This window comes from Chitinophaga cymbidii, from assembly GCF_007992715.1.
GTDB lineage: Bacteria > Bacteroidota > Bacteroidia > Chitinophagales > Chitinophagaceae > Chitinophaga > Chitinophaga cymbidii.
This window is the reverse complement of sequence record NZ_BKAU01000005.1, coordinates 413,025-435,983: the sequence shown is the minus strand read 5'-3', so window position 1 is coordinate 435,983 and position 22,959 is coordinate 413,025. Positions and strand designations below refer to the sequence as shown.

Here is a 22,959-nt window from a genome sequence, read left to right as displayed (position 1 = left end):
TTTAGCATTACAAGAGTGAAAGAATTTGCCCGAGGCTTTCCTGCTCGCGGAAATAAGCCAGGTGATTGCTCGCGACCACCTGCAGCTTTACCTCCCCGTTGGCGGACGGAACAGCGCGCATGCTGCTGAGCGTTACCGCCATGTCATTCGGTTCTTTTTCGTATACCCGTTGCGTTAAGCCCGGATAGAGTATGTTATCTTTTGCCAGTGAGAGTATCCGTTTGAGGAATGGATCATCGCCATTGTAGTGTTGCAGCAGCGACGTGTCGCCGCCGAGTATGCGGTATTCCACACCCGGCGGGGCTTTGGAGGTGGACAATGTTTGCAGCAGGCTGGAACCGGGTTTCAGCTCGTTCAGCGTTTCACCGGGATGCAGCTTTAGTTGTTTCAGCAGCCAGGAAAGACCGGTGATGGCGTATTTAACAGGCCCTGTCAGGTTCAATGCCTGCGTCAGCATGCCGAAGGCGGCGGTACCGAGCGCGGCCATTTCGGAGCCCGCGCAGGGCGAACCCACCAGCACCAGTCGCCGGACGTAACCCGTGCCGGGCACCTGTTCCGCCAGCCATCGCGCTACCAGCCCTCCCATGGAATGCGCAACGATGGTCAGCTCCTGTACGCCCGCCGCCTGCAATTGCGCATGCAGCTTTTCCGCGGTCTTGCTGACGGGCGTGGCAAGGTTCTCATAGTCATACGTCAGCAAAAGATCAACCTCATCACCGATCGTATCTTTGAACGCTTCCGCCATGTACCGCGTATCCCCGGTAATGCCATGGATCAGCAGCACGGCTTTACCATCCTGCAAAGTTTTCGTTTCCTCCCAGCCGTTACCGCCACGCGCGTAGATCCGCAGGCTGTTCACTTCCCGGCTGCGGATCAGCTTTTTGAAAAGCAGTTTGATGGAGCCGCCGAGGCTGCGGGTGCGTTCGTCTGCTACTAGTGGTGGTAATTGTTCGATGTAGATGTTACCCTGATCGTCTGCATAGCCCAGCGGGATGTACATGTCAAGATGGGGATCGTAGCCGTAGGGAACCACCAGTTCTTCTTCCGTTGAGCGGGAGGCTGTCGCCGGCCGGATAACGAGCTGTGCGCCTTCAGGTATCGTCAGCGGTCCATTGTTCAGCGGGAAGAGTTCCAGCATGCGGATGCCGCTGTCTGTGATGGGATGGATGCTGCGGGCGAAGGGGCTGTCGTCTGTGAGTACGCCGTCCCAGATGCTGGCGCCGGATTGCCCGCGGGAAGATGGCTGGCGATTGTTTTCTTCATCCGCTGTGATGGCCGCTGCACGGGCGCTAAACCCCGGCGGTGCCTCCACTGTAAAAGCCGCAAAGTCGGCAGGGCTCCCCGCGCGCAACTCCTGTTCCTTTTTGGGGCCGGTACAACGGATACCAAAAGTAAACACCGACCAGTTGGGCTGGTCCACCGTTTTCCCCGCTTTACCCGGCGGCGCAATGTCCCGCGTACCGGCGCCGGGCGGTACATCCAGCGGCAAACCTTGTTGCTGATACTGGTCAAGGTTCACTTCCCTGTCTGATATGATCACTTTCAGGAAATCCGTGATCTCGTTGATGCCGTAGTACTGATAGGCTTCGTCGATGCTGACACCGATGGAATCGTAGGTTTCGCCTTCATAGTTAAATGTCAGCGGGATGGACATTCCCGGTTTCAGCTCATTGGCATCATTGCGCACAAGACTGCCGTCTATACTGTATTTGCTGCCGAGGTACAGCACCTTTACAAAGCAGGAGCGGATGGCGGAAGAGGGATGCAGCGCGACGTTCATGCTGAACACAGGATGTTCGTTGTTCTTGTAGGACAACCGTATTTCTTCGCCCGGCAGTTTCACCACCGGTTCCCCGTCTATCACCCAGTTGAAGATAAAATCATCCGCCTTCAGTGCGGGGCTTGTGTTCTTCAATTCCAGCGCGGCCAGCCAGTTGCCCACCTTGTTCACCTGTTCCAGGAACACCGCCGGATCTTGCTGGCGCTGGAACAAGGGCATGTTGTGGTTGATCCCGCGGAGAATGTAACTGTCGCCCCACCGTTCAGCAACGTACAACGCACCTTCTTCAGCAATACGGAAATATGCATGCGGATGGCGGTCATATACCTGCTGCAACCCCGCCGCGCTTTCCGCCAGCCGGACGAGCATGGCAGGTTCGCCGCGTTGCAGTACAACCGCTTTTTCTTTTATGCCGGTGGTATCCAGCCCGCTCATCGCCGCGCTGTCCAGCACGGACCACGACGGGAACACGGCCGCCAGCGGCACATCCCTTTCCCCTATCCGCATAACGGTGGAAGGCAGGATGCCGTGCATGGCTCCGCCGGACATCCGCCACTCCTTGTCCCGCGCATGATAGCGCACCTCAAAGGAAGGCTTGTACGGGATCACCGCACTGGAAAGGAACTGCTGGTCCAGGTCGGCATCTTCCTGCGAAAAGGCGACCGGGCTTTGCCTTTCCGCACGCCCTCTAACGGTGACGGACACACTCTGCATCAGGTTGCGGTAGCTGGACGCGGTGCCGCCGGCCCGCAGCACCTCTGTTAATTTTGAGGTGAACAGGCCGCCGTTCATGGTTTCCTGCGCTTTTTCATCATTCCGGCAGGCAGCCAGGTGAATGTAAGGGGGTATTTTGATGGAGATCCGGCCATCCGCTAACACATAAAATCCTTCCGCATGCCCGATCCAGGAAGTGAGCGGCACTTTGTTGCCGTCAGCCGGCCAGAAGCGGAAACGCAGGTCGTCATTCACCAGCGCGGAGCGGGTATTGTTGCCGGAGTGGCAGCAGTCCATGATCACGAGGGCATGCACGCCTTTGCCCGCGAACGCTTTCCAGAGGAGGTAACCGAGTTCCTTGTCCACCAGGTCCCGCGCCTCCCTGCGGCTGTCCACGCACACAAGGGTTTCCATCATCTTTTCCTGCAGGCCCTCCGGCGCCGCGGTCTGCGAACCGTGGCCGCTGTAGTAGAACAGGCAGATATCGCCGGGCTTCGCTTCGGAAAAATGTGTAAAGGCTTCTTCCGTCAACGACCGGAAAGTAGGCGCTTTGTAAGTGATCCGCCATTGATTGGCCGCTTCATACCCGCTGATACGGAGCTGGTCGGAAGCGTTCGGCGCAAGAAAATAAGCGGGACGGTAATCCATTACATCCGCACCCTGTTGCGCACATTGCTCACGCAGCAGCAGGTCCAGGTCCAGCACATCTTTGATACAACCGCTTAACGCGCCCTGGGGATAGGCATTTATGCCTACGAACGTGGCATAAAGTGTTCTGGTTTGCATAACAGCAATTTTTGGGGTCTCGTACTTTGGGGAACACACTAAACTTACACCTTTCCTGCACGCTGTACAAAAAATTTTATAATCAAATGAATATCAGCAAAAAGTGTTAACTTACAGATCATATTGAACCCCAAGTTGTTTGCATTTTTTACCCCGAAGTAGTTTCTTTTATGAAAACGATCCTGATATCTTTCGCGAACAGCAGCGAAGATCCCCTTTCCTCCATCACAGCCGAAGATGAAGGCATACACCGCATACTCATCGAACATAACCGCGGCAATTACGCAGTGCACCGGGAATCATATGCGACTGTAGATAACATCAACAACGCATTCAGCGTGTATGGCAATAACATCGCGTTATTCCATTATGCCGGTCACGCCAGCCAGACCTCCCTCCTGTTCAACGACCAGGCCGCCAACGGCATCGGCATCGCTTACCAGCTGCAACCGAGTATCGCCAGCGGCGCGCTGAAGCTGGTGATCCTTAACGGCTGTTCCACGGCGAAGCAGGTGGACAAGCTGCTGGAGCTGGGCGTTCCGGCGGTGATCGCCACCAGCGCGTCCGTCAACGACACCTCGGCCAAGATCTTCGGTGTGGCGTTGTTTCAGAATCTTTGTCAAAAAAGGATGACGGTCCGCAATGCTTTTACCGCCGCCCTCGCCGCCGCGCAGACCGCCACAACGGAGAAGCTGGGACTCGACGAACCCGCCAGCCGCGATATGCACATCCCCGGCGCTACGCCACGGGAGCCATTCTGGGGACTGTTCTTCAAAAAAGCGGAAGCGGTGGACGGTAATCCCATGCCCACGGAGAACACTTACGCCAACGTCATCTACGAGCCGAACCTTCAGCTGACGCAGACCATCTTTTCCGCGCTGGTGCAGGACGGCAATATTCCGGCCCTGCAGCTGGATGAAAAAAAGAAAACGGAGATCATTGAAGACAACGTGTTCCAGAAAACGATCATGGACGTATTCCCTCATCCCATCGCCATACAGCTGAAAACGCTCTTCGCCGCGGAATACGGCGCCGAAGCGCTCAAGCGCCCCGGCATGAAGCGGCTGGAACAGATCGGGCGGGTATTTCACATTACGACTGAATTCATGGGCATCATCATGATCTCGCAGTTGTGGGAACTGATCATCCTGAAAAGAATAGAAAAGCTGCCGGACAGCATTGCGCAGCTGATGGCGGATTATTTTTCCTTGACGGTGGATGAACGCGCCGTGTATAACTACAGCTTCCTCATCCGCAGCATCCGCAAGTTCATCGATACGCTGGAGAAGGTGGATTATTTTGTGACCGAGCTGGAAACGCTGCGCGAAAAAGATGAGCAAAACAAAAAATTCGGGGAAGCCTGCGAATATCTTTCCTACATCCGCGAAGCCACTTACTTTTCCATCAGCCATCCCAACCGGCCCGCGCAGATACAGGAGGCGGAAGTGCCCGAACTTTGCCTGACGGCCGAAGAGATGCTGTCCGTTTTCTTCGAAAAACTCGGCTTCCTGCACCGCTACACGCTCACCAGCATCCAAAACATCCGCATCAACAAATACCGGCACGACACCACGACGGAATTCGATCACCAGGTGGTGAAGCTGATGAACTCCAACGCCAGCCATGAAGTGAATTACTACCTTCTGGCCAAGCACCTGGACAACAGCGGCGTGATCCTCACCAAGCAAAACCTCACCGTTTTCAATGTAGAAAGACGGCAGTACCGCGGCGAAGCGTTGGAATTTCTGAACCTTTCCCCGCTGGTGGTAGACATCAACGCCTTCGAAAGCCGGGCAGACCGCTCCAACCTTGTATTCTACGGACAATACCGCTCCACGGACGATGTGTACGTGTTCCGGAACGTCAGCAAGCCGGATGACGAGCTGAACCGGGTAGAGATCAATATCAACCGCCGTTTCGGACGAACGGAGCAGCAGGAACAAGGGCGCTATGAAGCCGTCTGCAAGCAGCTCACCGCCTTCAAACATTTTACGTCAATGGCAGCCGTCGTATAGCCACAACCGACCCCAGATATGGAACCGATCATCAACAGCCCCTTCAAATTCCTGGACCCCTACGGCCGGGATGATTACAATATTTTCTTCGGACGCGATGAAGAGATCCGCCAGCTGTACCAGCATATTCACAAGAACAGATTAGTGCTGGTCTACGGCACCAGCGGCACGGGCAAGACCAGCATCGTGCAGTGCGGATTGATGAACAGGATGGAAGATACGGACTGGACGCCCTTCTTCATCCGGCGTGGCGACAACATCAATGAATCGCTCGCCAAGGTGCTGAAGCAGGATAGTACCGCGGCCATGCCGCAAAGCACCGGCGTTTCCGCGGCGCTGAGCGGCGATAACAACATGCGCCAGCACACCTTTGTGAGAGCGCCATTGCCCTCCGGGAACGATGAAATATACGAATCGCTCAAAAGCATCAACCTGCGGTACCTGCGGCCCGTATACCTCATCTTCGACCAGTTTGAAGAGCTGCTCATCATGGGCAGCGACAACGAAAAACAAACCTTCATCCGCATCATCGACCATATCCTCTGCGACCCCGACCTGCAATTCTGCAACCTGCTGTTCATCATGCGGGAAGAATTTTTCGCCGGATTGAGCGAGTTTGAAAAGGAAATCCCCGACTTCTGCGACCGCCGCCTGCGGATAGAACCCATGAATGCCCGGAACGTGGAAGAGGTGATCGTAAAATCCTGCGAGCGCTTTTCCATCACACTCCGCGAAGGCAGCGAAAATGCCAAACAGATCATCAGCATACTCACCGAAAAAAACACCATCTCGCTCCCCTACCTGCAGATCTACCTGGACCAGCTGTGGCGCGCCGTGTACATGAACAGCGGTCCGGATATCGTATTCGACAGCGCCATCATCCGCCGTTTCGGCAAGATGAACGAAGTGCTGAACCGCTTCATCCGCGAGCGTATCACCGTTATACAGGAAGGGCTGCACGAAGAATTTCCGGACATCCCGGATGATTTTGTGAGCAATGTGCTGGACGGCTTTGTGACCAACGAAGGCACCAAGCGGCCGCTGGCCTACCTGCGCATCAACAACGGCATCTGGTTCACCGGCCAGGTGGCGCCCTATCTGCAAAACCGTCCATCTGCCCTGATGATCCGCTGCCTCTCCGAACTGGAAAAGAACAAGATACTCCGCACGGACGGGCAAACTTACGAGCTGGCGCACGACGTGCTGGCCGGCCTGATAGACAGCCGCCGCACCGAGGAACAACGGCGGGCCGCCCTCATCGATCAGCAGATCAGGAGCCGCTTCACCGGCTTCCAGAGCAAAACGAGCGAATACCTCACCCGCAAGGAGATCGATTCATACCGCCCTTTCATCTCCCAGCTCAACCTCGCGCCGGACATCCTCGAATTTTACACCGCCAGCATCAAAGAAAGAGAAAAGGAAGACATCGAAAAACAGGAAGAAATAAAACGGCTGAAGCAACTGCGCGAGCGGCAAAAACGCTGGAAATGGGGATGGATCGCCGGTGGCATCCTCGCCATCTCCTCCACCGCCCTGTACTTCTATTCGCAATCCCTCCGCCGGGAATTCAACCGCAATGAAAGCCTGGTGTACATGGGCTACAAAATGAAGAACATCGACCCGGTGGATGCCCTGAACCTCTTCGGTCCCATCAAGGAACGGGTTTTCGGCAGGGATACCGCCTGGGTACAGCAGAAGCTGCTGGAATTCATGCAAACGCAGGAAGTACAATCGAAATTCAGCGCTTACACCGATACCCTCAGCTCTCCCATGCTGGAGCCTGGCCACATCGATATATCCGCGAACGGGCTATTTATGGTGATGGATAACGGCGATGAAAATTACATCGTGCTCAACAACAAAGGCAAACAGATCGCCTCCTTCCCCGGCATCTCCTACGCCTACTTCCTGAACCGCGACGACATGCTGCTGCTGGCCCGCAAAACCAGCGCCATGGCGCAAACGAAAAAGAACAACAAGCTGGAACGTTATTCCCCCCAAACGCCGTTCCCCACTGAATTTACGATACTCAACTGCAGCACCGGCCACCAGCGTGTGGTGCGCCTCGGCGGCGCCGGCCGTTACCTGCATCCCATCGAAAACCTTGCACCGAATGCTTTCTCCGAATTTGATTCCTACCGGGTGCGGTACACCGCATCCGGCAACCTGCTCGTTCCCTTCCTCGAAAAAACCAACGGCGACCTTACCTATACCGCGCAGGTGATGACGCCCGGCGGCATCCCCCTGAACCAGCTGGCCGCCACCGCCACCGTCACCACCTCCCGCGATCTGAAAAAGATCGTTTCGCTCTACGTGACGCCCGAAGGCAATACTTTCCTGCATGTATACGACGAGCACGGGAATTTCGTTCAACAGATCCGCAGCATGCAGTTCGGTGATTTCACAGACGATGGCGCGCTGATCTGGGGAAAATTCGACCAGATACATGTACTGCTCGGCCGCGATACGCTCAGCTTCCCCACCACGGAAAGCTGCGGCTATGCCTTCGGGAGCCTGGACAAACAGCGGATCATCGCCAAGATGGGCGCGTATGATGAAGATGCGGAACTGATCAAGCTGGACGACCACTCGCGGCTGTATTTCCGGGAAAGCCTGCTGGCGCTGAATTTCGACAAAAATGCATTCATCACCCATGTATCGCCCGTCTATCACAGCGAGGACAGGAACTACCGGGACACGATCCGCCGCCGGAACCTGGACGGCGTGCTGACCGGCATGTTCTTTCATCCGGACGGCATTGAAACGATGCAGTACAACCGCGCAAAGGATGAAATACTGGTGCTCACGAAAAAGAACAGGCTGCTGGTGCTGGACAACCGGCTGAACGTGAAGACCGGCCTGCAATTGACGGCCAATGACCGTTACGGCATGTCCGGCAACGGGGATATGCTGTATTATGTGCGGGACCAGTTCCTGAGCGTGTTCAGGAATGATATGCCTTACCTGGATGTTTTCAACGCGGCCAAATCGTGGAGCGTGCTGGCGCAGAAACAGTCACCTGTAAAACGGGAGATATCGAAGCAGCGGCGGAAGGAGCTGGGGTTGGCGTTCAGGTGATGCTCATTCCAGTTTCTCCCTGAAAGCCGCCTGCAATTTCGGCGGCGCGGCATTATACCAGGCGCTCTGCAAAGCGTTGACAAGCATTTTTTCAGAGATCTTTTCCAGGTTTACGGTCGTCCATCCCTGCCGGCCCCAGCCGCCTTCCACCGGAACGAAGCTTTTACTGTCCGCCCCGCAGAAAGCCGCCTGCTCTTCCGGCGTGAAGCCAAAATTAGCTTGCAGTTCCTTTTCCCGCAGCGTAACGAATATCTTCCGTTTGGTGCGGAACGCGGGATTCCCCCAATGCGCCACCTCCTGTACTTCGGGCAGCGACATGCATATTCTCCGGAATGTTTTAACGGTGACCATACGCAAATGTAAGCAGCAACGGCTGCATCAAATTGTAAGAATCCGACATTGATCGTACATTCAGGAAAATTATTATACCGATGAGGCGTGTTAAAGGCTGGCGTTCGCCCAATTTTTCAAATGGTTCGTTCCAGAATCTTTCTCCTACACCGGTGATGTCGCCGGACGCATCTTTCCTGAAGGTGCTGGTGAACTTTCTCAACAAACCTAAAACGGCTTATCCGTCCCAACCGCTGCCGGCCGTGCGGACAGACCTGAAAGCCTTGCCCGCGGGCGCGCCGGTCATAATATGGTTCGGGCATTCTTCCTACCTGGTCCATCATAACGGGTTCAACGTACTGGTAGACCCGGTGCTTAGCGGCCATGCCTCCCCCGTTCCTTTTATGGTGAAGGCTTTCCCCGGATCGAATATCTATGCTGTGGATGATCTGCCGGACATCGACCTGCTGATCATCACGCATAACCATTACGATCACCTGGACCAGCAGACGCTGCGCCGCCTGCGCTCCCGGGTAAAAACGGTGTATACGGCGCTTGGCGTGGGCCGCGACCTGGTGAAGTGCGGGATTCCGGCCAACCTGATCACGGAAATGGACTGGTGGGATGCGGATGAAGTGGCGCCCGGCGTGACGCTGACAGCCACGCCCGCGCGGCACTTCTCCGGGCGCGGGCTGCGGCGGGGCGGCTCTTTGTGGGCGTCTTTCGTGCTACAGCTGAATGGCAGCAGGATCTATGTGGGCGGGGATTCCGGCTACGACACGCATTTCAAAACCATCGGCGAAAAGTACGGCCCGTTTGATCTGGCGCTGCTGGAAACCGGGCAGTACAACCCCAGCTGGCCGAACATCCATATGAACCCGGAAGAAGCGGTGCAGGCGGCAGTAGACCTGCGGGCGGAGGTGTTTCTCCCGGTGCACTGGAGCAAGTTCGCGCTGGCTTACCACCCATGGTACGAGCCCGCGGAGCGGGCAGTGAAGGCCGCCGCGGCGCAAGACGTGAGGATCACAACGCCCCGTATAGGCGAGCCAGTTATACTGGGCGGTGATATGCCGGGCCAACATTGGTGGGAGAATCTGAAAACTTTTGGAAATTTGAAATAATGCGCTACATTTGCACTCCCTAACACGGATGCCCAGATGGCGAAATTGGTAGACGCACTGTGTTCAGGTCGCAGCGCTCGCAAGGGTGTGCTGGTTCGAATCCAGTTCTGGGCACACAAACCCCCTGTAAGTCATTGATTTACAGGGGGTTTTTCTTTTGTTAAACCCCACTTTTTGCCGGTTTTTTCCGCATACTTCCACTCTTTTTGGCTCACAGATGGCACACAGTTCGGCACACAAAAAATGAACGTTTATGACCATCACTGTGACACCAAGACCCACGCGGAATGGGCAAAAAATCTATTACACACTGGAATGGGGCAAAGGGCCCGGAGAAAGAATTGCTACTGGTATTTACACATATGCAAAACCAAAAGAGCAGCTGCAAAAAAATCATAACAAAGAAGCCCTTGCCATTTTGGAAACCAAAAAATCCCAATTGACCCTGGAACAACAGTCAATTGGTACGGGGCATATTCCCTCACACAAATTCAAAGCGAATTTCTTAGACTATTATAAGGAGTACGTAGACAATAACAAACGAAAGGGCAACCGTCACTTAAAAAATAGTCTTGATCAATTCAAAGCATTCGTTAAAAAAACCTTTCTCGCACCTATCGAGATCACGGAAAACATTTGTGAACGTTTCCGGCAATATTTGCTGGATCGGTTTAATGGGGATACACCAGCCAATTATTATGCAAAATTTAAAAAAGTCCTTAAGGCGGCAACGAAGGAAGGTTACTACAAAAATAATCCCACGGAAGAAGTTGCGGCAAAATCAAGCCCAATTACGCAACTAAAAGAGAATCTGGAAGCTGAGGAATATATCCAATTACTAAAAACCCCCTGTTTAAACCAGGAGGTAAAAGAAGCCTTTGTATTTTCTTGCTACACTGGCCTGAGGCATATAGATGTAAAAAGTCTTGAATGGTCACAAATCAAGGGAAGCTCTCTTACAACCCGGATTATTCAAAAGAAAACAGGAAACCCATTAGTACTCACCATGCACCCCATTGCCCAAGCCATTCTTGAAAAAATCCGGATTAGACATAATGGCCTGACATCGATAGGAAAAATATTTGTACTACCCTCCCTCGACGGTTGCAATAAAATTGTTCAAAGATGGGTGAAGGATGCTGGCGTTGACAAGCATGTTACCTGGAGCTGCGCCCGATTGAGTTTTTCTATCCTACTACAGGATGCTAATGTAGATGCGGCTACAGTAGCACTATTACTGGGCCATACCACCAGCCGGTATGTGAATGAGGTTTACAAACGACATCGCTTGAAAGACCAAAGTGAGCATATTCAAAAACTTCCTGGCTCTCACCTGCCATAGTAAAACTGGTATGCAATCATTTGATGAACTTAAAGCATCTAAAGTAATTTACTTTCTACAATTTCTTTAGCTGTTTCCTGCAATCGTATTACTTTATCAAAAAGTTTGGAAAGATCATCTTCCGGCACATTATAATGATCTTCATAACGGGCTTTCAGGTAGGCGTTTTCCAGTATGTCCAGCAATCGCTTTTCTTCTTCGGTATTATCCGGGAAAATGCTGTTCAATTGCGGCGCACACCGGCGAATATATTTTTTTAATGCCCGGATTTCATGCGTCTTTTTATCATATCCGTTCAGGCTTTGTAAAATACCTCTGTAGGTGAGTTCAACTGCTTGGTGTAGCATAAATGGTATTAAATAGGAAGAAGTGTTTTGGCAAAGGTAAGCGGCGCTTTTATTAAAATCGAGGGCTTTCTGAAAAGTCTGTGTGAACTGACGTTTTACCCGTATTTTCAATTCTTGTAAGGCTTCTGGGTTAGTAATAGGATAAATAGTCGCTTTATCGTCATAGACTAGGTTTTCAGGAATACAGTTAAGAGAATAAAAAGTATGCCCATTTCGCAACCATTCCAATAAATTGCCTTCGTTATGCAGGGAGCAAGAAACCCGCTGATTTTTCAGGTATGCCAACTCCAACACGGGTTCTAGTTCTTTAAAAGGCACCTCATTTTGGCTGGATATGACTATCAGCAGGTCAATATACCCGCCTGTTGCGGCTTTAGTTGTATCCTTATGCTGTAGCATGTAAATTTTAGTGGGAGTAATGGCTGCAACTATAAACTGAATAAGGGGTTTTAAAGTATCTGCTTTGGATGGTATCTGTTCCAGTATGGAAGCTAGTTTTTCTTTCCAGTTGTTTATTTCATTGTTATCAGTATCCGCATTAATAAACACATTCGTGTTATATTCTACCTTGTTGTATTGACCGCTGATTTGCATAATGTTCATGTTTTGGATTTGCGAAAACTGGTTATTTATAACCTTTAACGGTATTTACTGAATAGCATTCCCGTAGCGAGTTTAAATACTCCTGCTCAAAAGCTGAAAAGTGCTCCTTGAAAATGGTTATATACCCACCGGATTTCTGCATCCATTGCACTACGCCTGCATCCTTTAAAGAGGCCAGCAGATATAGCTTTTTATCTTCTCCAATAAAAAAAGTTGTTTCTGCATTATATTTGTTAACTTTTTTGTCTCTTATGGTTACTTTCATTTGTAATTGATAAAATGCACCTTTATCAAGTAGTTGAAAATGCAGACGCGGAGTGTCTTTTAGGAGGCTTATACGCTCAATCCTTCCCCTTGATGGTTTTTCTTTCAGCTCACGTTTACCATACAAGCTATATCTGTAAATAAATTCCTGCTGTAGTAGTAATGGCATGGCCTTTTCCCATAGGCTGAATATACCAATGGGAGAACGCTCCTTTTCAGGTTCTCCTTCAATTAATGAGCCGGATTGCTTTTCCGTCTGTTGCCACATTTCAAGGCAAATAATGTTCAATGCTCTTTGCTCATCCGTTAGAAGGGTATCATATTCCTTTTGCGTGTCACTAATGAAGTGATGAAATCCTTTAACATCAGTCCCTGCCTTATTTAGCACCCCTAAACATGGGAACAGGAAAGTCAGGTATCTATTGCGGAAAGCATTCATTAGGATATAGGTTATACCGGCTTCCCTGCCCTGAATTCTTTGTGGCGCAGCCTGAGGTAAATTCATTACATCTGTAAAGCTCAAGCCTTCCAGCTTATCACCTAATTTATAGACACTGCCCAAACTGGTTTTGGGCTTGATGTCCAAACCGGTGTCAGTAACCTTTCTATCAAAGTATTTCTCATGGGCAGTTCCTATCTGCATAATGCCGTCAGGGCGGTATCTGGCAAAATAGTCTGTACTGCGATACCATATTAACCGTTCAAGAGCCTTATAGGTATGAAGACAAAGTGTTTCTACCTGTGTGCCGCAGCTACAGGAAATATGTAATTGGTCAGGCTCAATATATACGGTCATTTCATGAGATACCTCTTTATGCGTGTTCAATAACTTTAACACATTATCTTTAATAGAAATAAACTTTAGCTTGGGGTAAAACCAATCCCTTTTTCGTAACAGCTTTGCCTCTACCTTCTTTTTTAAAGCTTCTTCACTTAATATGTAGGGTTCATCTTCTAAATGAATGGTAAGAGGTTCAGATGCGTTGCGTAATTTTCCGAAGCCCATGTTGCCGGTATTCTTTGTAGTTGCCATAACGTATTACTTTGACAACGAAATAATCATGTAATACATTTGTATTCAACATTTTTACTTCGTTTCTTACATAAAAAAACCGGTATCAAACTTGTTCTGAATTTTATCTATATTTGTATCCCATGATAAATATCGCTATGGCAGAAAACATCATACATCAAGGAAGAAATTTAAAACGTATTAGAGAAATATTAGGCATTAAGCAAGATGCGCTTGCTATTGAACTTGGGGACGATTGGAACCAGCAGAAGATTTCATTGCTAGAGCAAAAAGAGGAAATTGACCCTAAGTTATTAGAACAAGTTGCAAAAGCCCTGAAAGTTCCAACAGATGCGATAAAAACTTTTAGTGACGAAGCTGCCAATAATTTCATCAATACCTTTCATGATAATAGTGGGTTTAATTATCATTGTACGTTTAATCCGTTGAATAAGGTAGTTGAGCTATATGAACGACTACTGGCCAGTGAAAAAGAAAAAAACGAGTTGCTGCAAGGCAAGGCAAAAAAGTAATAGCTTTAGAATATTTTGATACAAGAAAGGCCACCTTATGGTGGCTTTTTTATTTTGGGGTACGGTGAAATGTCTGCTGCCGTGAGGGTACAAGAATTGCATGACGGCAGTGCCCTCGTTTTTGGGGCAATTCTTCGTTTTGTAAGTTTTGGAGCCGCACAAAGACCCATCTCGCCCCCTTTTCTCCCATGTTTTCCGGATTTTGCGGCCTGCGTCATCAAATGTAATCCTGATGTTCTTGAAATAATGGGGGTAAAGTGACTTTGGCCAAAAGAAATTATATTTTGATTTTTACAGTTTCATTTTTTGTACGGCCTGTTGGATGCGGGAATGCCCACCTGACATCATCAGATCCAGATCTTCCCGCTTGTAATATCCACTGACACTTTTATAAATACCATACTCCTGTAGTTTCTTTGCCAACTGTGTATGTTCCAGGTTACAATAGATCATCGCTTCTGCTGGTTTAAGAAAGGGTTTATAGCATAGAGCCACCGCTTTCATCACTGCAATTTCATCACGCTTCATTGGCCATCAATTTCACATTGTTCCAATCTGCTTTTCCCTATGCCTGGACAACCTCTACAGGCTGCTGATAAGCAAAAAAAACCAGATCAAAAAAATCAACAACAGCACCAGGCTGTACTTTCCGTAGGCAATCATCATAAAAATCAAGTTTTCCCCTTATGGTGTCATATTTGACAATGATTCCATGTTTAACTATGACAGGTATAGACACATCCTGGACCAGATTAATCTCATAGACGTTGCGCTGAAGTACCGAATCACGGGTGATATGTGCAGTATATAACAACATACCCGTGCTTTCTTCAGGTGTCCCTTCAATATCCAGTTTCAACGATTGGTTTTGGAATTGTCCAACCAGCAACAAAACAGGAATTGAATGTCCTTTCCCATCTGGATTACACTTGGTCTGTTTGTTAAACCCGTCCAAAGCATCTGAAATATTATCGAAAGTATAAACTACTTGTCCCAGCTTCTCACGCGACTTCCAGTCGGCTGGAACGTATTCAACTAAATGATAACGGTCAATCACCGACAACGGGCAAACTATTCTATTCCATAATACCGGGTAATATTCACCAGTTAAAAGACTGCTGGTCAAATCGTCACCCTGACGAAAGGAAGTAACAGGAAAATAATTAAGCAGTTGCTGTAATTGAGCAGCTGCGATTTTATTCCGCCACCCAAAACCACAATTAAGGACTTTTAAGCTAGAACTAAGGGCTTTGATGAGGTAAAGCTGGCCTATTGACACTTTGTACTGGCAAAAAAAACTCGCTTGCCTAAGATTAGGGAAACACCTAATGTCCTGGGTTACGATACAGTGCTTTGAACTGTCAAAAACCAGCCACCTGTTCCCAGACCAAAATTCCAATGATAGCAATGCTTTCATTTCGGCAATATCCTTTATGGCAATTTTCATTCTTCTTTCAATACTTGTTAACAAGCATGCCAACCCTTCAACGAATTAAGCCGAGGCATTGATTGGTTAGCGCATATGTGTATTGTTGGAAAGGTAGGATGCAAGGCAGTGGTTGGCTAATACCTTTGCTGATAGTTGTATTTGTCAGGTAGGAAAACTACGGAGACAAATATACTAACCTATAATACGCATAAAGTGGAAGTAAAGTAGAATCAAAGTGGAAATCAAATAACATCTCAGGAAAACGTCGACTGTTCAACATCCCATGAAAAATGATACCACCTATAGAACAAACCAAAGTTGATTATAATTTATCTCTATATATCTTCCAGTAATTCAATCATTCTTCTTAACAATCGTCGAACATCGTCCTTATGGCGGGGGTGATCTTATCCTTGTATTTTTTGAGGCTCTCCGGGGAAAAACCCTTTTTGTGCCGGGTAGCCATGATTGGGGCCACCAACTCTGCCAAAGAACCATATTGATAATTCAGCACAAGGCCGGAGTCTACAAAAAGCATCACCAGAGTATAAATATGGGCCCCTTCCAGATTAGTCTGTATAAAAGGTTGGGAAGATGGCAATGAAACTGGCAATGGCTGCAGCTGACCACGTTCCTGCAAGAAACGTAGTTCCCATTTAATCCAATTATCTACCTGGTGGCTGATATGCGGAAGCTGCAGTTCCCAAGCCACACCTGGCCGTAGAAATATCTGGTGAATGCCCTTTTGGTGAAAGAGCAATCGTTCCACTTTCTGCGCATGATCCTGGATATTATTGACATCTTCATAGATATAACGTATAATCTCCAGTACAAAACGGTCGTGATTATAGTTCAGGTAAATCAGCTTTTCGGCCACTCGTTGATTGACATCAGTGGCGCCGTCAAACAGTTGTGGGTCATCCAATAAGGTTAACAGCATCTTACAATAAAGAAGATGAGCATAAGTCACATTTTCTGGAAGTTGGATGCAGGCCAATGCAATTCGGGTCAAAACAGGATGGACACCTGCCACCCGTAGCTTTTCCTTTGTAACGCCTGCTCTACTTTTGAGCTGCTGAATACTGACTGACAGAAAACCATCCGGTACTTTTTGCTGGCAATTGATAAAATGCGGAAAATAACGCTCTATATAGCCAAGTAAAGCTTCCAACTCGTGGTAAATGCCTTGATAACATTCGAGTATCACTTTATTGCTGGTAACGTCCAATTGGTATTGGTACAACGTATCCAACAAACGGATGATGGACGCTTGATACAACGACACCAAGCGCTCCATGGCAATCAAATCTTTGGCTTTAGATGCTTTCCGCCACAGGAATTGGCGAATATCAGCCTGTGCTGTTCTAACCGTTGCAATGTAGTTTGCTATTTGACCCTCCATAAGCGGTTGAGTAACAAACTGGGCAGGATGAATTGTTTCTGTCAAAAGCCGATCCAATTGATCAATAGGATACTGCATAGTTTCTTTTTTCATGGTAGAATAAGGGAGTATAACGGGTTAAAATATTGTCAACATACTTAAAGCGTCCGGTACCTCGCCGGTTATGTACTGTATGCAAAGTTAATCACCGTTTTGATAAAATACTCAACAGTTATAGCCCATTAACATGACTTGAAAATGCTATTTATTCATTATCAATTGATTGTAAAAAGGCACTTATATTTTATAACGGTTGTGCGGTAATTGATTTACTGGTATATTTGTTCTCTTGGGCGCACACCGTGGCTGCCGACAGAAAAACCGATGAGACGGCAAATATGTCGCATGAAGTCTTTGAAAAGTCTGTCGCATATTGCATAAAACAGAACCTAATCCAACAGTTTAATGGTAATGCATAGAATTCTAATCATTCATATTTGACCTATGAAATGTCTTGTATTTATTTCCACTTGTCCTCCCTTTATTTATCGGCTTTACATTCTAAAGCAGTCGGAGCCACAACCTATTCAATTTATTTATTGAATAATTGACAAGATTGCGTACCTTTGGTAGCAAATTACCATACTATGCCTAAAACCATCTTACTGGCATGGATCGCCATTGCGATGTTGTCCTTCGGCGCGAAAGCCCAGCAGCAAGAACCCTGGAATAGCAACCAGCTCGTCCGCCCTTCCGACCTCGCAGCTAAAATCCAAAAAGGCCAGGCCGACAACCTACTCATCGTCAATATCGGTCCGGACGCGGTCATTAAAGGGTCGGTGGACATCGGACCCGGACAGGACGCGGAAAACATTGCCAAATTAAAAGCGCATCTCAAATCCGTTCCGAAATACAAAGAAGTGATCCTGTATTGCGGCTGCTGTCCGTTCAGCAAATGCCCCAACATAAGGCCGACATTCAAGACGCTCGCTGAAATGGGGTTTGTAAACAGGAAGCTCCTCGATATTCCGAAAAACATCAAAGTGGACTGGCTGGATAAAGGTTATCCTGTAAATGAATAACACGTGAAAAGATTTATAACAATATGTGTGATGTTTGCCTTGCACACGTCCCTGCAGGCCCAGAACCAACCATTACAAAAGGGAGATCTCGCACCGGAGATCTCCTTACTTTCTCCAGATGGCCGTCCCGTCCGGCTTTCCGACATGAAAGGCAAACTGGTGCTGGTGGATTTTTGGGCTACTTGGTGTGCGCCATGCGTTGGTGAACAGGCCGAGTTGGGCAAAATGTACACCGATTTCCATGCCGCGGTAAAGGCGGACAAGTTCGAGATACTAGGCGTTTCACTTGATAAGGATAAAGAAAAATGGGTGAACGGCCTCCGGAAGTACAATATCACATGGCCTCAGACCAGCGATTTGCAATTCTGGAAAAGCCCCGTGGCTAAATCCTACCGGATCGAAGAGCTGCCCTTCAACGTCGTTGTTGATGCAAACGGTAGAATCGCAGCCATAAATCTCCATGGGGAACCCTTGTATTCATTCATTGCCGGTCAAATTGGCAGTGTTTCAATAACACAATCGAATCCAACCCGCAGATCCGCTAAACCATGAGCCATATGAACAAAAGGGAATTTAAAGACAAAATATATGGTGAATTAGCCAAGGTCACGAAAGCGATGGGAAACCCTCACCGCATGGAAATTATCGACCTCCTGGCCCAGGGACCATTTCCGGTGGAACAAATCGCCAATGCAACCGGCCTATCCATCGCGAACACCTCCCAACACCTGCAGACGCTAAAGCACGCACGGCTGGTTCAAATCACCCGCGATGGCAATTTCATCCGATACTCACTGGCCGGCGAGAATGTCTACAATGCCTGGGCAGGTTTGCGCGAACTGGGAATGGTATATAACAGCGAGGTTGATAAGGTCGTCAAGGACTTCCGCAAGGGCTTTAATGACCTGGATCCAGTGAATGCCGACGATCTACTAAAAATGATCGAGAAAAAAAATGTAGTCATTCTTGACGTGCGACCTGAAGAAGAGTACAACCGTGGCCATATCCACCGCGCCATTTCCGTTCCGCTTGAGCAGTTGGGCGACCGGCTGAAAAGCATCCCCAAAAGCAAAACGATCGTTGCATATTGCCGCGGCCCTTTCTGCTTATATGCCGATGAGGCCGTTGCCACCCTTACCCAAAAGGGCTACAACGCTAAAAGAATGACTGAAGGGTTTCCCGACTGGGTACAGAAAGGTTATCCGGTAGAAGTTGAAACCACAAAGTAGTGCTTTTTACAACTGGTTAATATAAAGGCAATTCGGAATGGAATTGCCTTTTCTATTTTCTTCGGCATCTCTACGCAGCATCTATTCAATGTTTTTATTGAATAGATGCCAGAACGATATATCTTTGCAGTATCATTAAAACCCGCAAGCCATGAATACTCCCGTAATTTCCGTTGCAGCATTGCAGAAAATGCTGGCCGAAGGCAAAAAAGTGACCATTCTCGATGTTCGGCCTGTTTCCCAACGAGAAGAATGGAAGATCGCTGGTAGCATCCATAAAGACGCCTACCAGGCACTTTCCGAAGGAGACAAACACATACTCGATGATGTCGAGCTTCCATACGATATTCCGGTTGTAACCGTTTGTGCGGGAGGCCGCATGAGCAAGACAGCCGCAGATGCCCTCCTGGAACGTGATATACAGGCCTTCTCTCTTGAAGGCGGAATGAAGGCGTGGAATTATGCCTGGAATGAAGCTGTGATGGAAGATCAAGTAGTAAAAATAATCCAGGTGCGCAGGGTAGCGAAGGGTATCCTGTCCTATATCATCGGCTCCGGAGACACTGCCATAGTAGTAGATGCCGCACTTGACCCCGATGTTTTCATATCATTGGCGGCAAACCACGGCTGGACGATCCGCAACGTGATGGACACACATGTGCATGCCGATTACATCTCCCGCACACTGGAACTGGCCAAAGTTACCGGGGCCAACCATCTTTTCATGGAAAGCGCCCAGGTGAACTATAACTTCACTCCGCTAACCGATGGACAGGAGATATCATTCGGAAAATCCTTACTGAAAGCAGTATTAACGCCGGGCCATACGCCGGAAAGCATTTCATACCTTATCGACGGGAAATATCTGCTTACCGGCGACACTCTTTTTATCGATGGCGTCGGCCGACCCGACCTGAAAGCGGATAAAGAACAAGCCATCCTTAAAGCGCGTCAACTGTATCATTCACTTGGAAAAATCAAAAGCCTTCCCGGCGAAACATTAATTCTCCCAGCTCATACTTCCGGCGCCATTGCCTTCGACGGAAATCCCATCACGGCATCGCTCTCGTTACTGCTCGAAAACATTATGCTGCTCCGCCTTTCCGAAGATGAGTTTGTGGCCCAAACCATTCAACGAATCCCACCCACGCCACCGAACTACGAACAAATCGCCGCACTCAATAAAAGCGGCCACCACGAAGGCATCAATCCTGCCGATCTGGAAGCTGGAGCAAACCGCTGCGCCGTTTCCTGAAAACCAACAACTCCATCAATAATCGAAATCTCATGGATAAAAGAGTGGCAATACTGGACAATAAATATTATCAATCTGCATCGGTGTTCCTCCCGGAAAATCTCCTGCGTGAAGCCAGAAGGCAAAAAAACATCGGGCAAGGCGATGTACCGTCCATCTGCGTACTGGACCCGGATGGTGACCTGGCCGACTACCTTATCGGACAAGGCTTGGCGGAGAAAAGCAAATGCTGGGCATGTTATCATTCCAGTTTATATCAATTTGAACTGAACGGAACACCGCTCGGAATCGTACCCTGCATCGTTGGCGCGTCTTACGCCGTGCTCGTGGCGGAGCAGTTGTTCGTGTCCGGATGCCGACTGCTGATCAGTGTGACTTCTGCAGGTATCATCAACGAACCGTACAACCCAAAGCGGTTCGCTTTGATCACCGAAGCAGTGAGGGATGAGGGAACCAGCTACCATTATATCCCCGCCGGTGAAATTTCTGCTATTTCCCCCGGGCTTTACCGCAAACTCGCCAGCCTGGATCAGGATATCTGGTTCGATGCCAAAAGCTGGACGACGGACGCGCCCTACCGTGAAACCGCAGAAGCCATCAACGCCATGCAGTCGGAAGACGTAACCTGTGTGGAAATGGAAGCCGCCGCATTGTACGCCCTCGGCATCGCGAAACAGAGAGACATCGTGTGCTTTGCCCATTTGACCAATACGATGGCCCAGCAAGAAGGTGATTTTGAAAAAGGCGAACATTTTGGCAGTATAGATACGTTAGCACTCATCAAAAAAATCATATTATGAAGGAGATTCGATTAGGGTTGAAAGAAAACTGGCAACAGTTTGTCTGGTTGGTGCTCGTGAACTGCTTTGTCGGCGGCATGGTCGGGCTGGAAAGGACGGTTGTGCCCCTCGTGGGCATGGAAGAATTTAAGATCGGCTCCGATTTGTTCATCTTCTCGTTCATCATCGCATTTGGCGTCGTAAAAGCCATAACCAACCTCGTGTCCGGCGCGCTGGCAGACCGGTACACCCGAAAGAAGATACTTATAGCTGGCTGGCTCGTTGGCCTACCTGTGCCGTTTATGCTGGCCTGGGGGCCGACCTGGGCATGGATCATCGCTTCCAACGTGTTGCTGGGTATCAGCCAGGGGCTGGCCTGGTCTATGACCGTAAACATGAAGATCGACCTTGTGGGGCCAAAGAAACGAGGCTTCGCGATGGGACTGAATGAAGCGGCCGGATATGGTGCGGTTGGTCTGACGGCCCTCGCCACCGGCTATCTGGCCTCGCGGTATGGATTGCGTCCGGCGCCATTCTATATAGGCATTCTTTACACCATTGCCGGCCTGCTGCTATCGATATTCGTTGTTAGTGATACACGGCGGCACGCGAAACTGGAATCCACGTCCATCTCCACCACCACATCGGGCGAAAAGGCGCATAAACCAAACCTTAGCTGGGTGTTCCGGGAAACTTCTTTTAGAAATAAAAACCTGTTTGCCGTTTCCCAGGCAGGGCTGATCAACAACCTAAACGATGGAATGTCGTGGGGTGTATTTCCGCTGCTGTTCGTTGCTGCTGGCGTAGGCCTGGAAGGCGTGGGATGGATCAAGGCGATCTATCCGGTAGTATGGGGCGCCGGCCAGGTCATTACTGGGCCGCTGGCCGACCGTATTGGCCGGAAACCGTTGATTGTTTGGGGAATGTTCGTCCAGGCGTTCGGGCATATCGTGATCGGTCTTGAGCTGTTTGAACCGCTTTATGCCGGACTGTTTGGTTCCGTTCTGCTGGGTATTGGCACAGCGATGGTTTATCCGGCATTACTGGCAGCGGTCAGCGATGCGGCGCATCCCTCCTGGAGGGCATCTTCGTTGGGCGTTTACCGCTTTTGGCGGGATATAGGCTACGCCATGGGCGCGGTGATGGCCGGGATCGTAGCCAATCTGTTAGGATTAGTTTGGGCGGTTCACGTTGCCGGTATCGTTACCTTTATCTCTGGGGTGGTGGTTTGGGTGAAGATGAAAGAAACTATGCGGCCAGAGGCCGTAACGGTTCGAGCGAAAATATAAATGCTATAACCAAAGATTAATGATTGCCGGAATCATGACTCAATTCCTCGGACGACCGGTGATCAAATTAATGACTACGGAATAGTAATAATTGTTAGTTTTGCCTTGCATGTCGTCAAAACGCACGAGATATATCTGGCTGTTACTTACAGCATACATAATGATGGCGATGCACAGCATTATACCGCATGTGCATCACGATCCTGATGATTTACACATGCATGTAGCCCACGATCACACTGATGGCCAGGGGCATGCTCACGACCATGACAGACACCAAGATGACGAATCCCCACTAGAACATGCTTTCGCCCATCTTTCACATAACGGCGGCGAATATGAGATCTTCGGCCGCGAAAAAGCCATCACTCAGCTTCAGCAACATTTTGTAGCTGCGATTCGCGCGCACATATTTTCCTATCTTGCCGAACCTGTTGTATTTGAGGTGGATCTTCCAGTGCCCGGCAGTCCCCCATTAGACCTTGTTCCCATCATCTTCCTCACACCCATCGGATTAAGAGCGCCACCGGCGGCTTTTCATGCTTAACACACCGCGCAGCATTTGCTGATGCGCGCACCGCTTTTATTTA

General features: G+C 49.3%; 19 protein-coding genes and 1 tRNA gene. 13 read left to right on the top strand and 7 right to left on the bottom strand.

What is annotated here, in order from left to right; translation table 11 throughout:
• Positions 1-7: 7 nt before the first annotated feature.
• On the bottom strand, positions 8-3,280 hold the full coding sequence (locus tag CCY01nite_RS20410) for an alpha/beta fold hydrolase (protein ID WP_146865679.1): 3,273 nt from the start codon (positions 3,278-3,280) through the stop codon (positions 8-10).
• 170 nt (positions 3,281-3,450) lie between these two features.
• Here CCY01nite_RS20410 and CCY01nite_RS20405 point away from each other — a divergent pair, with 170 nt between their 5' ends.
• Together CCY01nite_RS20405 and CCY01nite_RS20400 are read left to right on the top strand one after the other, a co-directional pair.
• On the top strand, positions 3,451-5,295 hold the full coding sequence (locus CCY01nite_RS20405) for a CHAT domain-containing protein (RefSeq protein ID WP_146865677.1): 1,845 nt from the start codon (positions 3,451-3,453) through the stop codon (positions 5,293-5,295).
• A gap of 18 nt (positions 5,296-5,313) precedes the next feature.
• On the top strand, positions 5,314-8,373 hold the full coding sequence (locus tag CCY01nite_RS20400) for an ATP-binding protein (RefSeq protein ID WP_146865675.1): 3,060 nt from the start codon (positions 5,314-5,316) through the stop codon (positions 8,371-8,373).
• 3 nt (positions 8,374-8,376) lie between these two features.
• Here CCY01nite_RS20400 and CCY01nite_RS20395 read toward each other — a convergent pair whose 3' ends face one another.
• Positions 8,377-8,724, bottom strand: coding sequence for an MmcQ/YjbR family DNA-binding protein (locus CCY01nite_RS20395; protein ID WP_146865673.1), 348 nt, complete (start codon positions 8,722-8,724; stop codon positions 8,377-8,379).
• An 80-nt stretch (positions 8,725-8,804) separates the two neighbouring features.
• Here CCY01nite_RS20395 and CCY01nite_RS20390 point away from each other — a divergent pair, with 80 nt between their 5' ends.
• From CCY01nite_RS20390 to CCY01nite_RS20380, 3 genes are all read left to right on the top strand, one after another.
• On the top strand, positions 8,805-9,824 hold the full coding sequence (locus CCY01nite_RS20390) for an MBL fold metallo-hydrolase (RefSeq protein ID WP_146865671.1): 1,020 nt from the start codon (positions 8,805-8,807) through the stop codon (positions 9,822-9,824).
• A 30-nt stretch (positions 9,825-9,854) separates the two neighbouring features.
• Positions 9,855-9,938: transfer RNA gene (locus CCY01nite_RS20385), tRNA-Leu, on the top strand.
• Positions 9,939-10,077: 139 nt separating this feature from the next.
• Positions 10,078-11,166 carry a site-specific integrase gene (locus tag CCY01nite_RS20380; RefSeq protein WP_146865670.1) on the top strand — a complete coding sequence of 363 codons (1,089 nt, stop codon included), beginning with the start codon at positions 10,078-10,080 and terminating at the stop codon, positions 11,164-11,166.
• A 38-nt stretch (positions 11,167-11,204) separates the two neighbouring features.
• Here the strand turns inward: CCY01nite_RS20380 and CCY01nite_RS20375 are convergent, their stop codons facing one another.
• Both CCY01nite_RS20375 and CCY01nite_RS20370 read right to left on the bottom strand, forming a co-directional pair.
• Positions 11,205-12,116, bottom strand: a complete 912-nt coding sequence (locus CCY01nite_RS20375) for a HEPN domain-containing protein (RefSeq protein ID WP_146865668.1) — start codon at positions 12,114-12,116, stop codon at positions 11,205-11,207.
• A gap of 22 nt (positions 12,117-12,138) precedes the next feature.
• Positions 12,139-13,413 (bottom strand): hypothetical protein, encoded by a 1,275-nt coding sequence (locus tag CCY01nite_RS20370; RefSeq protein ID WP_146865666.1) that lies wholly within the window; start codon positions 13,411-13,413, stop codon positions 12,139-12,141.
• Between the two features lie 137 nt (positions 13,414-13,550).
• Here CCY01nite_RS20370 and CCY01nite_RS20365 point away from each other — a divergent pair, with 137 nt between their 5' ends.
• The gene (locus CCY01nite_RS20365; RefSeq protein WP_246129987.1) at positions 13,551-13,925 is read left to right on the top strand and encodes a helix-turn-helix domain-containing protein; all 375 of its coding nucleotides are present in this window, start codon (positions 13,551-13,553) and stop codon (positions 13,923-13,925) included.
• A 291-nt stretch (positions 13,926-14,216) separates the two neighbouring features.
• Here CCY01nite_RS20365 and CCY01nite_RS20360 read toward each other — a convergent pair whose 3' ends face one another.
• From CCY01nite_RS20360 to CCY01nite_RS20350, 3 genes are all read right to left on the bottom strand, one after another.
• Positions 14,217-14,453, bottom strand: a complete 237-nt coding sequence (locus tag CCY01nite_RS20360; RefSeq protein WP_146865662.1) for a hypothetical protein — start codon at positions 14,451-14,453, stop codon at positions 14,217-14,219.
• 37 nt (positions 14,454-14,490) lie between these two features.
• Positions 14,491-15,372, bottom strand: coding sequence for a hypothetical protein (locus CCY01nite_RS20355; RefSeq protein ID WP_146865660.1), 882 nt, complete (start codon positions 15,370-15,372; stop codon positions 14,491-14,493).
• A 349-nt stretch (positions 15,373-15,721) separates the two neighbouring features.
• Complete coding sequence (locus tag CCY01nite_RS20350; RefSeq protein ID WP_146865658.1) at positions 15,722-16,849, bottom strand: hypothetical protein; 1,128 nt, start codon at positions 16,847-16,849, stop codon at positions 15,722-15,724.
• 533 nt (positions 16,850-17,382) lie between these two features.
• Here CCY01nite_RS20350 and CCY01nite_RS20345 point away from each other — a divergent pair.
• The 7 genes from CCY01nite_RS20345 to CCY01nite_RS20315 all read left to right on the top strand — a co-directional run bounded on the left by CCY01nite_RS20345 (position 17,383) and on the right by CCY01nite_RS20315 (position 22,916).
• A complete protein-coding gene (locus tag CCY01nite_RS20345; protein ID WP_222614459.1) occupies positions 17,383-17,817 on the top strand; it encodes a rhodanese-like domain-containing protein in 435 nt (144 codons plus the stop codon).
• A gap of 3 nt (positions 17,818-17,820) precedes the next feature.
• Entirely contained in the window at positions 17,821-18,369 is a 549-nt protein-coding gene (locus CCY01nite_RS20340) for a TlpA family protein disulfide reductase (protein ID WP_146865656.1), read from the top strand.
• Positions 18,370-18,374: 5 nt separating this feature from the next.
• Positions 18,375-19,046 (top strand): ArsR/SmtB family transcription factor, encoded by a 672-nt coding sequence (locus CCY01nite_RS20335; protein WP_146865654.1) that lies wholly within the window; start codon positions 18,375-18,377, stop codon positions 19,044-19,046.
• 151 nt (positions 19,047-19,197) lie between these two features.
• Positions 19,198-20,301, top strand: coding sequence for an MBL fold metallo-hydrolase (locus CCY01nite_RS20330; RefSeq protein WP_146865652.1), 1,104 nt, complete (start codon positions 19,198-19,200; stop codon positions 20,299-20,301).
• Positions 20,302-20,333: 32 nt separating this feature from the next.
• Positions 20,334-21,101 (top strand): nucleoside phosphorylase, encoded by a 768-nt coding sequence (locus CCY01nite_RS20325; RefSeq protein WP_146865650.1) that lies wholly within the window; start codon positions 20,334-20,336, stop codon positions 21,099-21,101.
• Positions 21,098-22,369, top strand: a complete 1,272-nt coding sequence (locus tag CCY01nite_RS20320) for an MFS transporter (RefSeq protein WP_146865648.1) — start codon at positions 21,098-21,100, stop codon at positions 22,367-22,369. The genes CCY01nite_RS20325 and CCY01nite_RS20320 overlap by 4 nt, the downstream gene beginning before the upstream one ends.
• Positions 22,370-22,478: 109 nt before the next feature.
• Entirely contained in the window at positions 22,479-22,916 is a 438-nt protein-coding gene (locus CCY01nite_RS20315) for a DUF6769 family protein (RefSeq protein ID WP_503826421.1), read from the top strand.
• Positions 22,917-22,959: the final 43 nt, after the last annotated feature.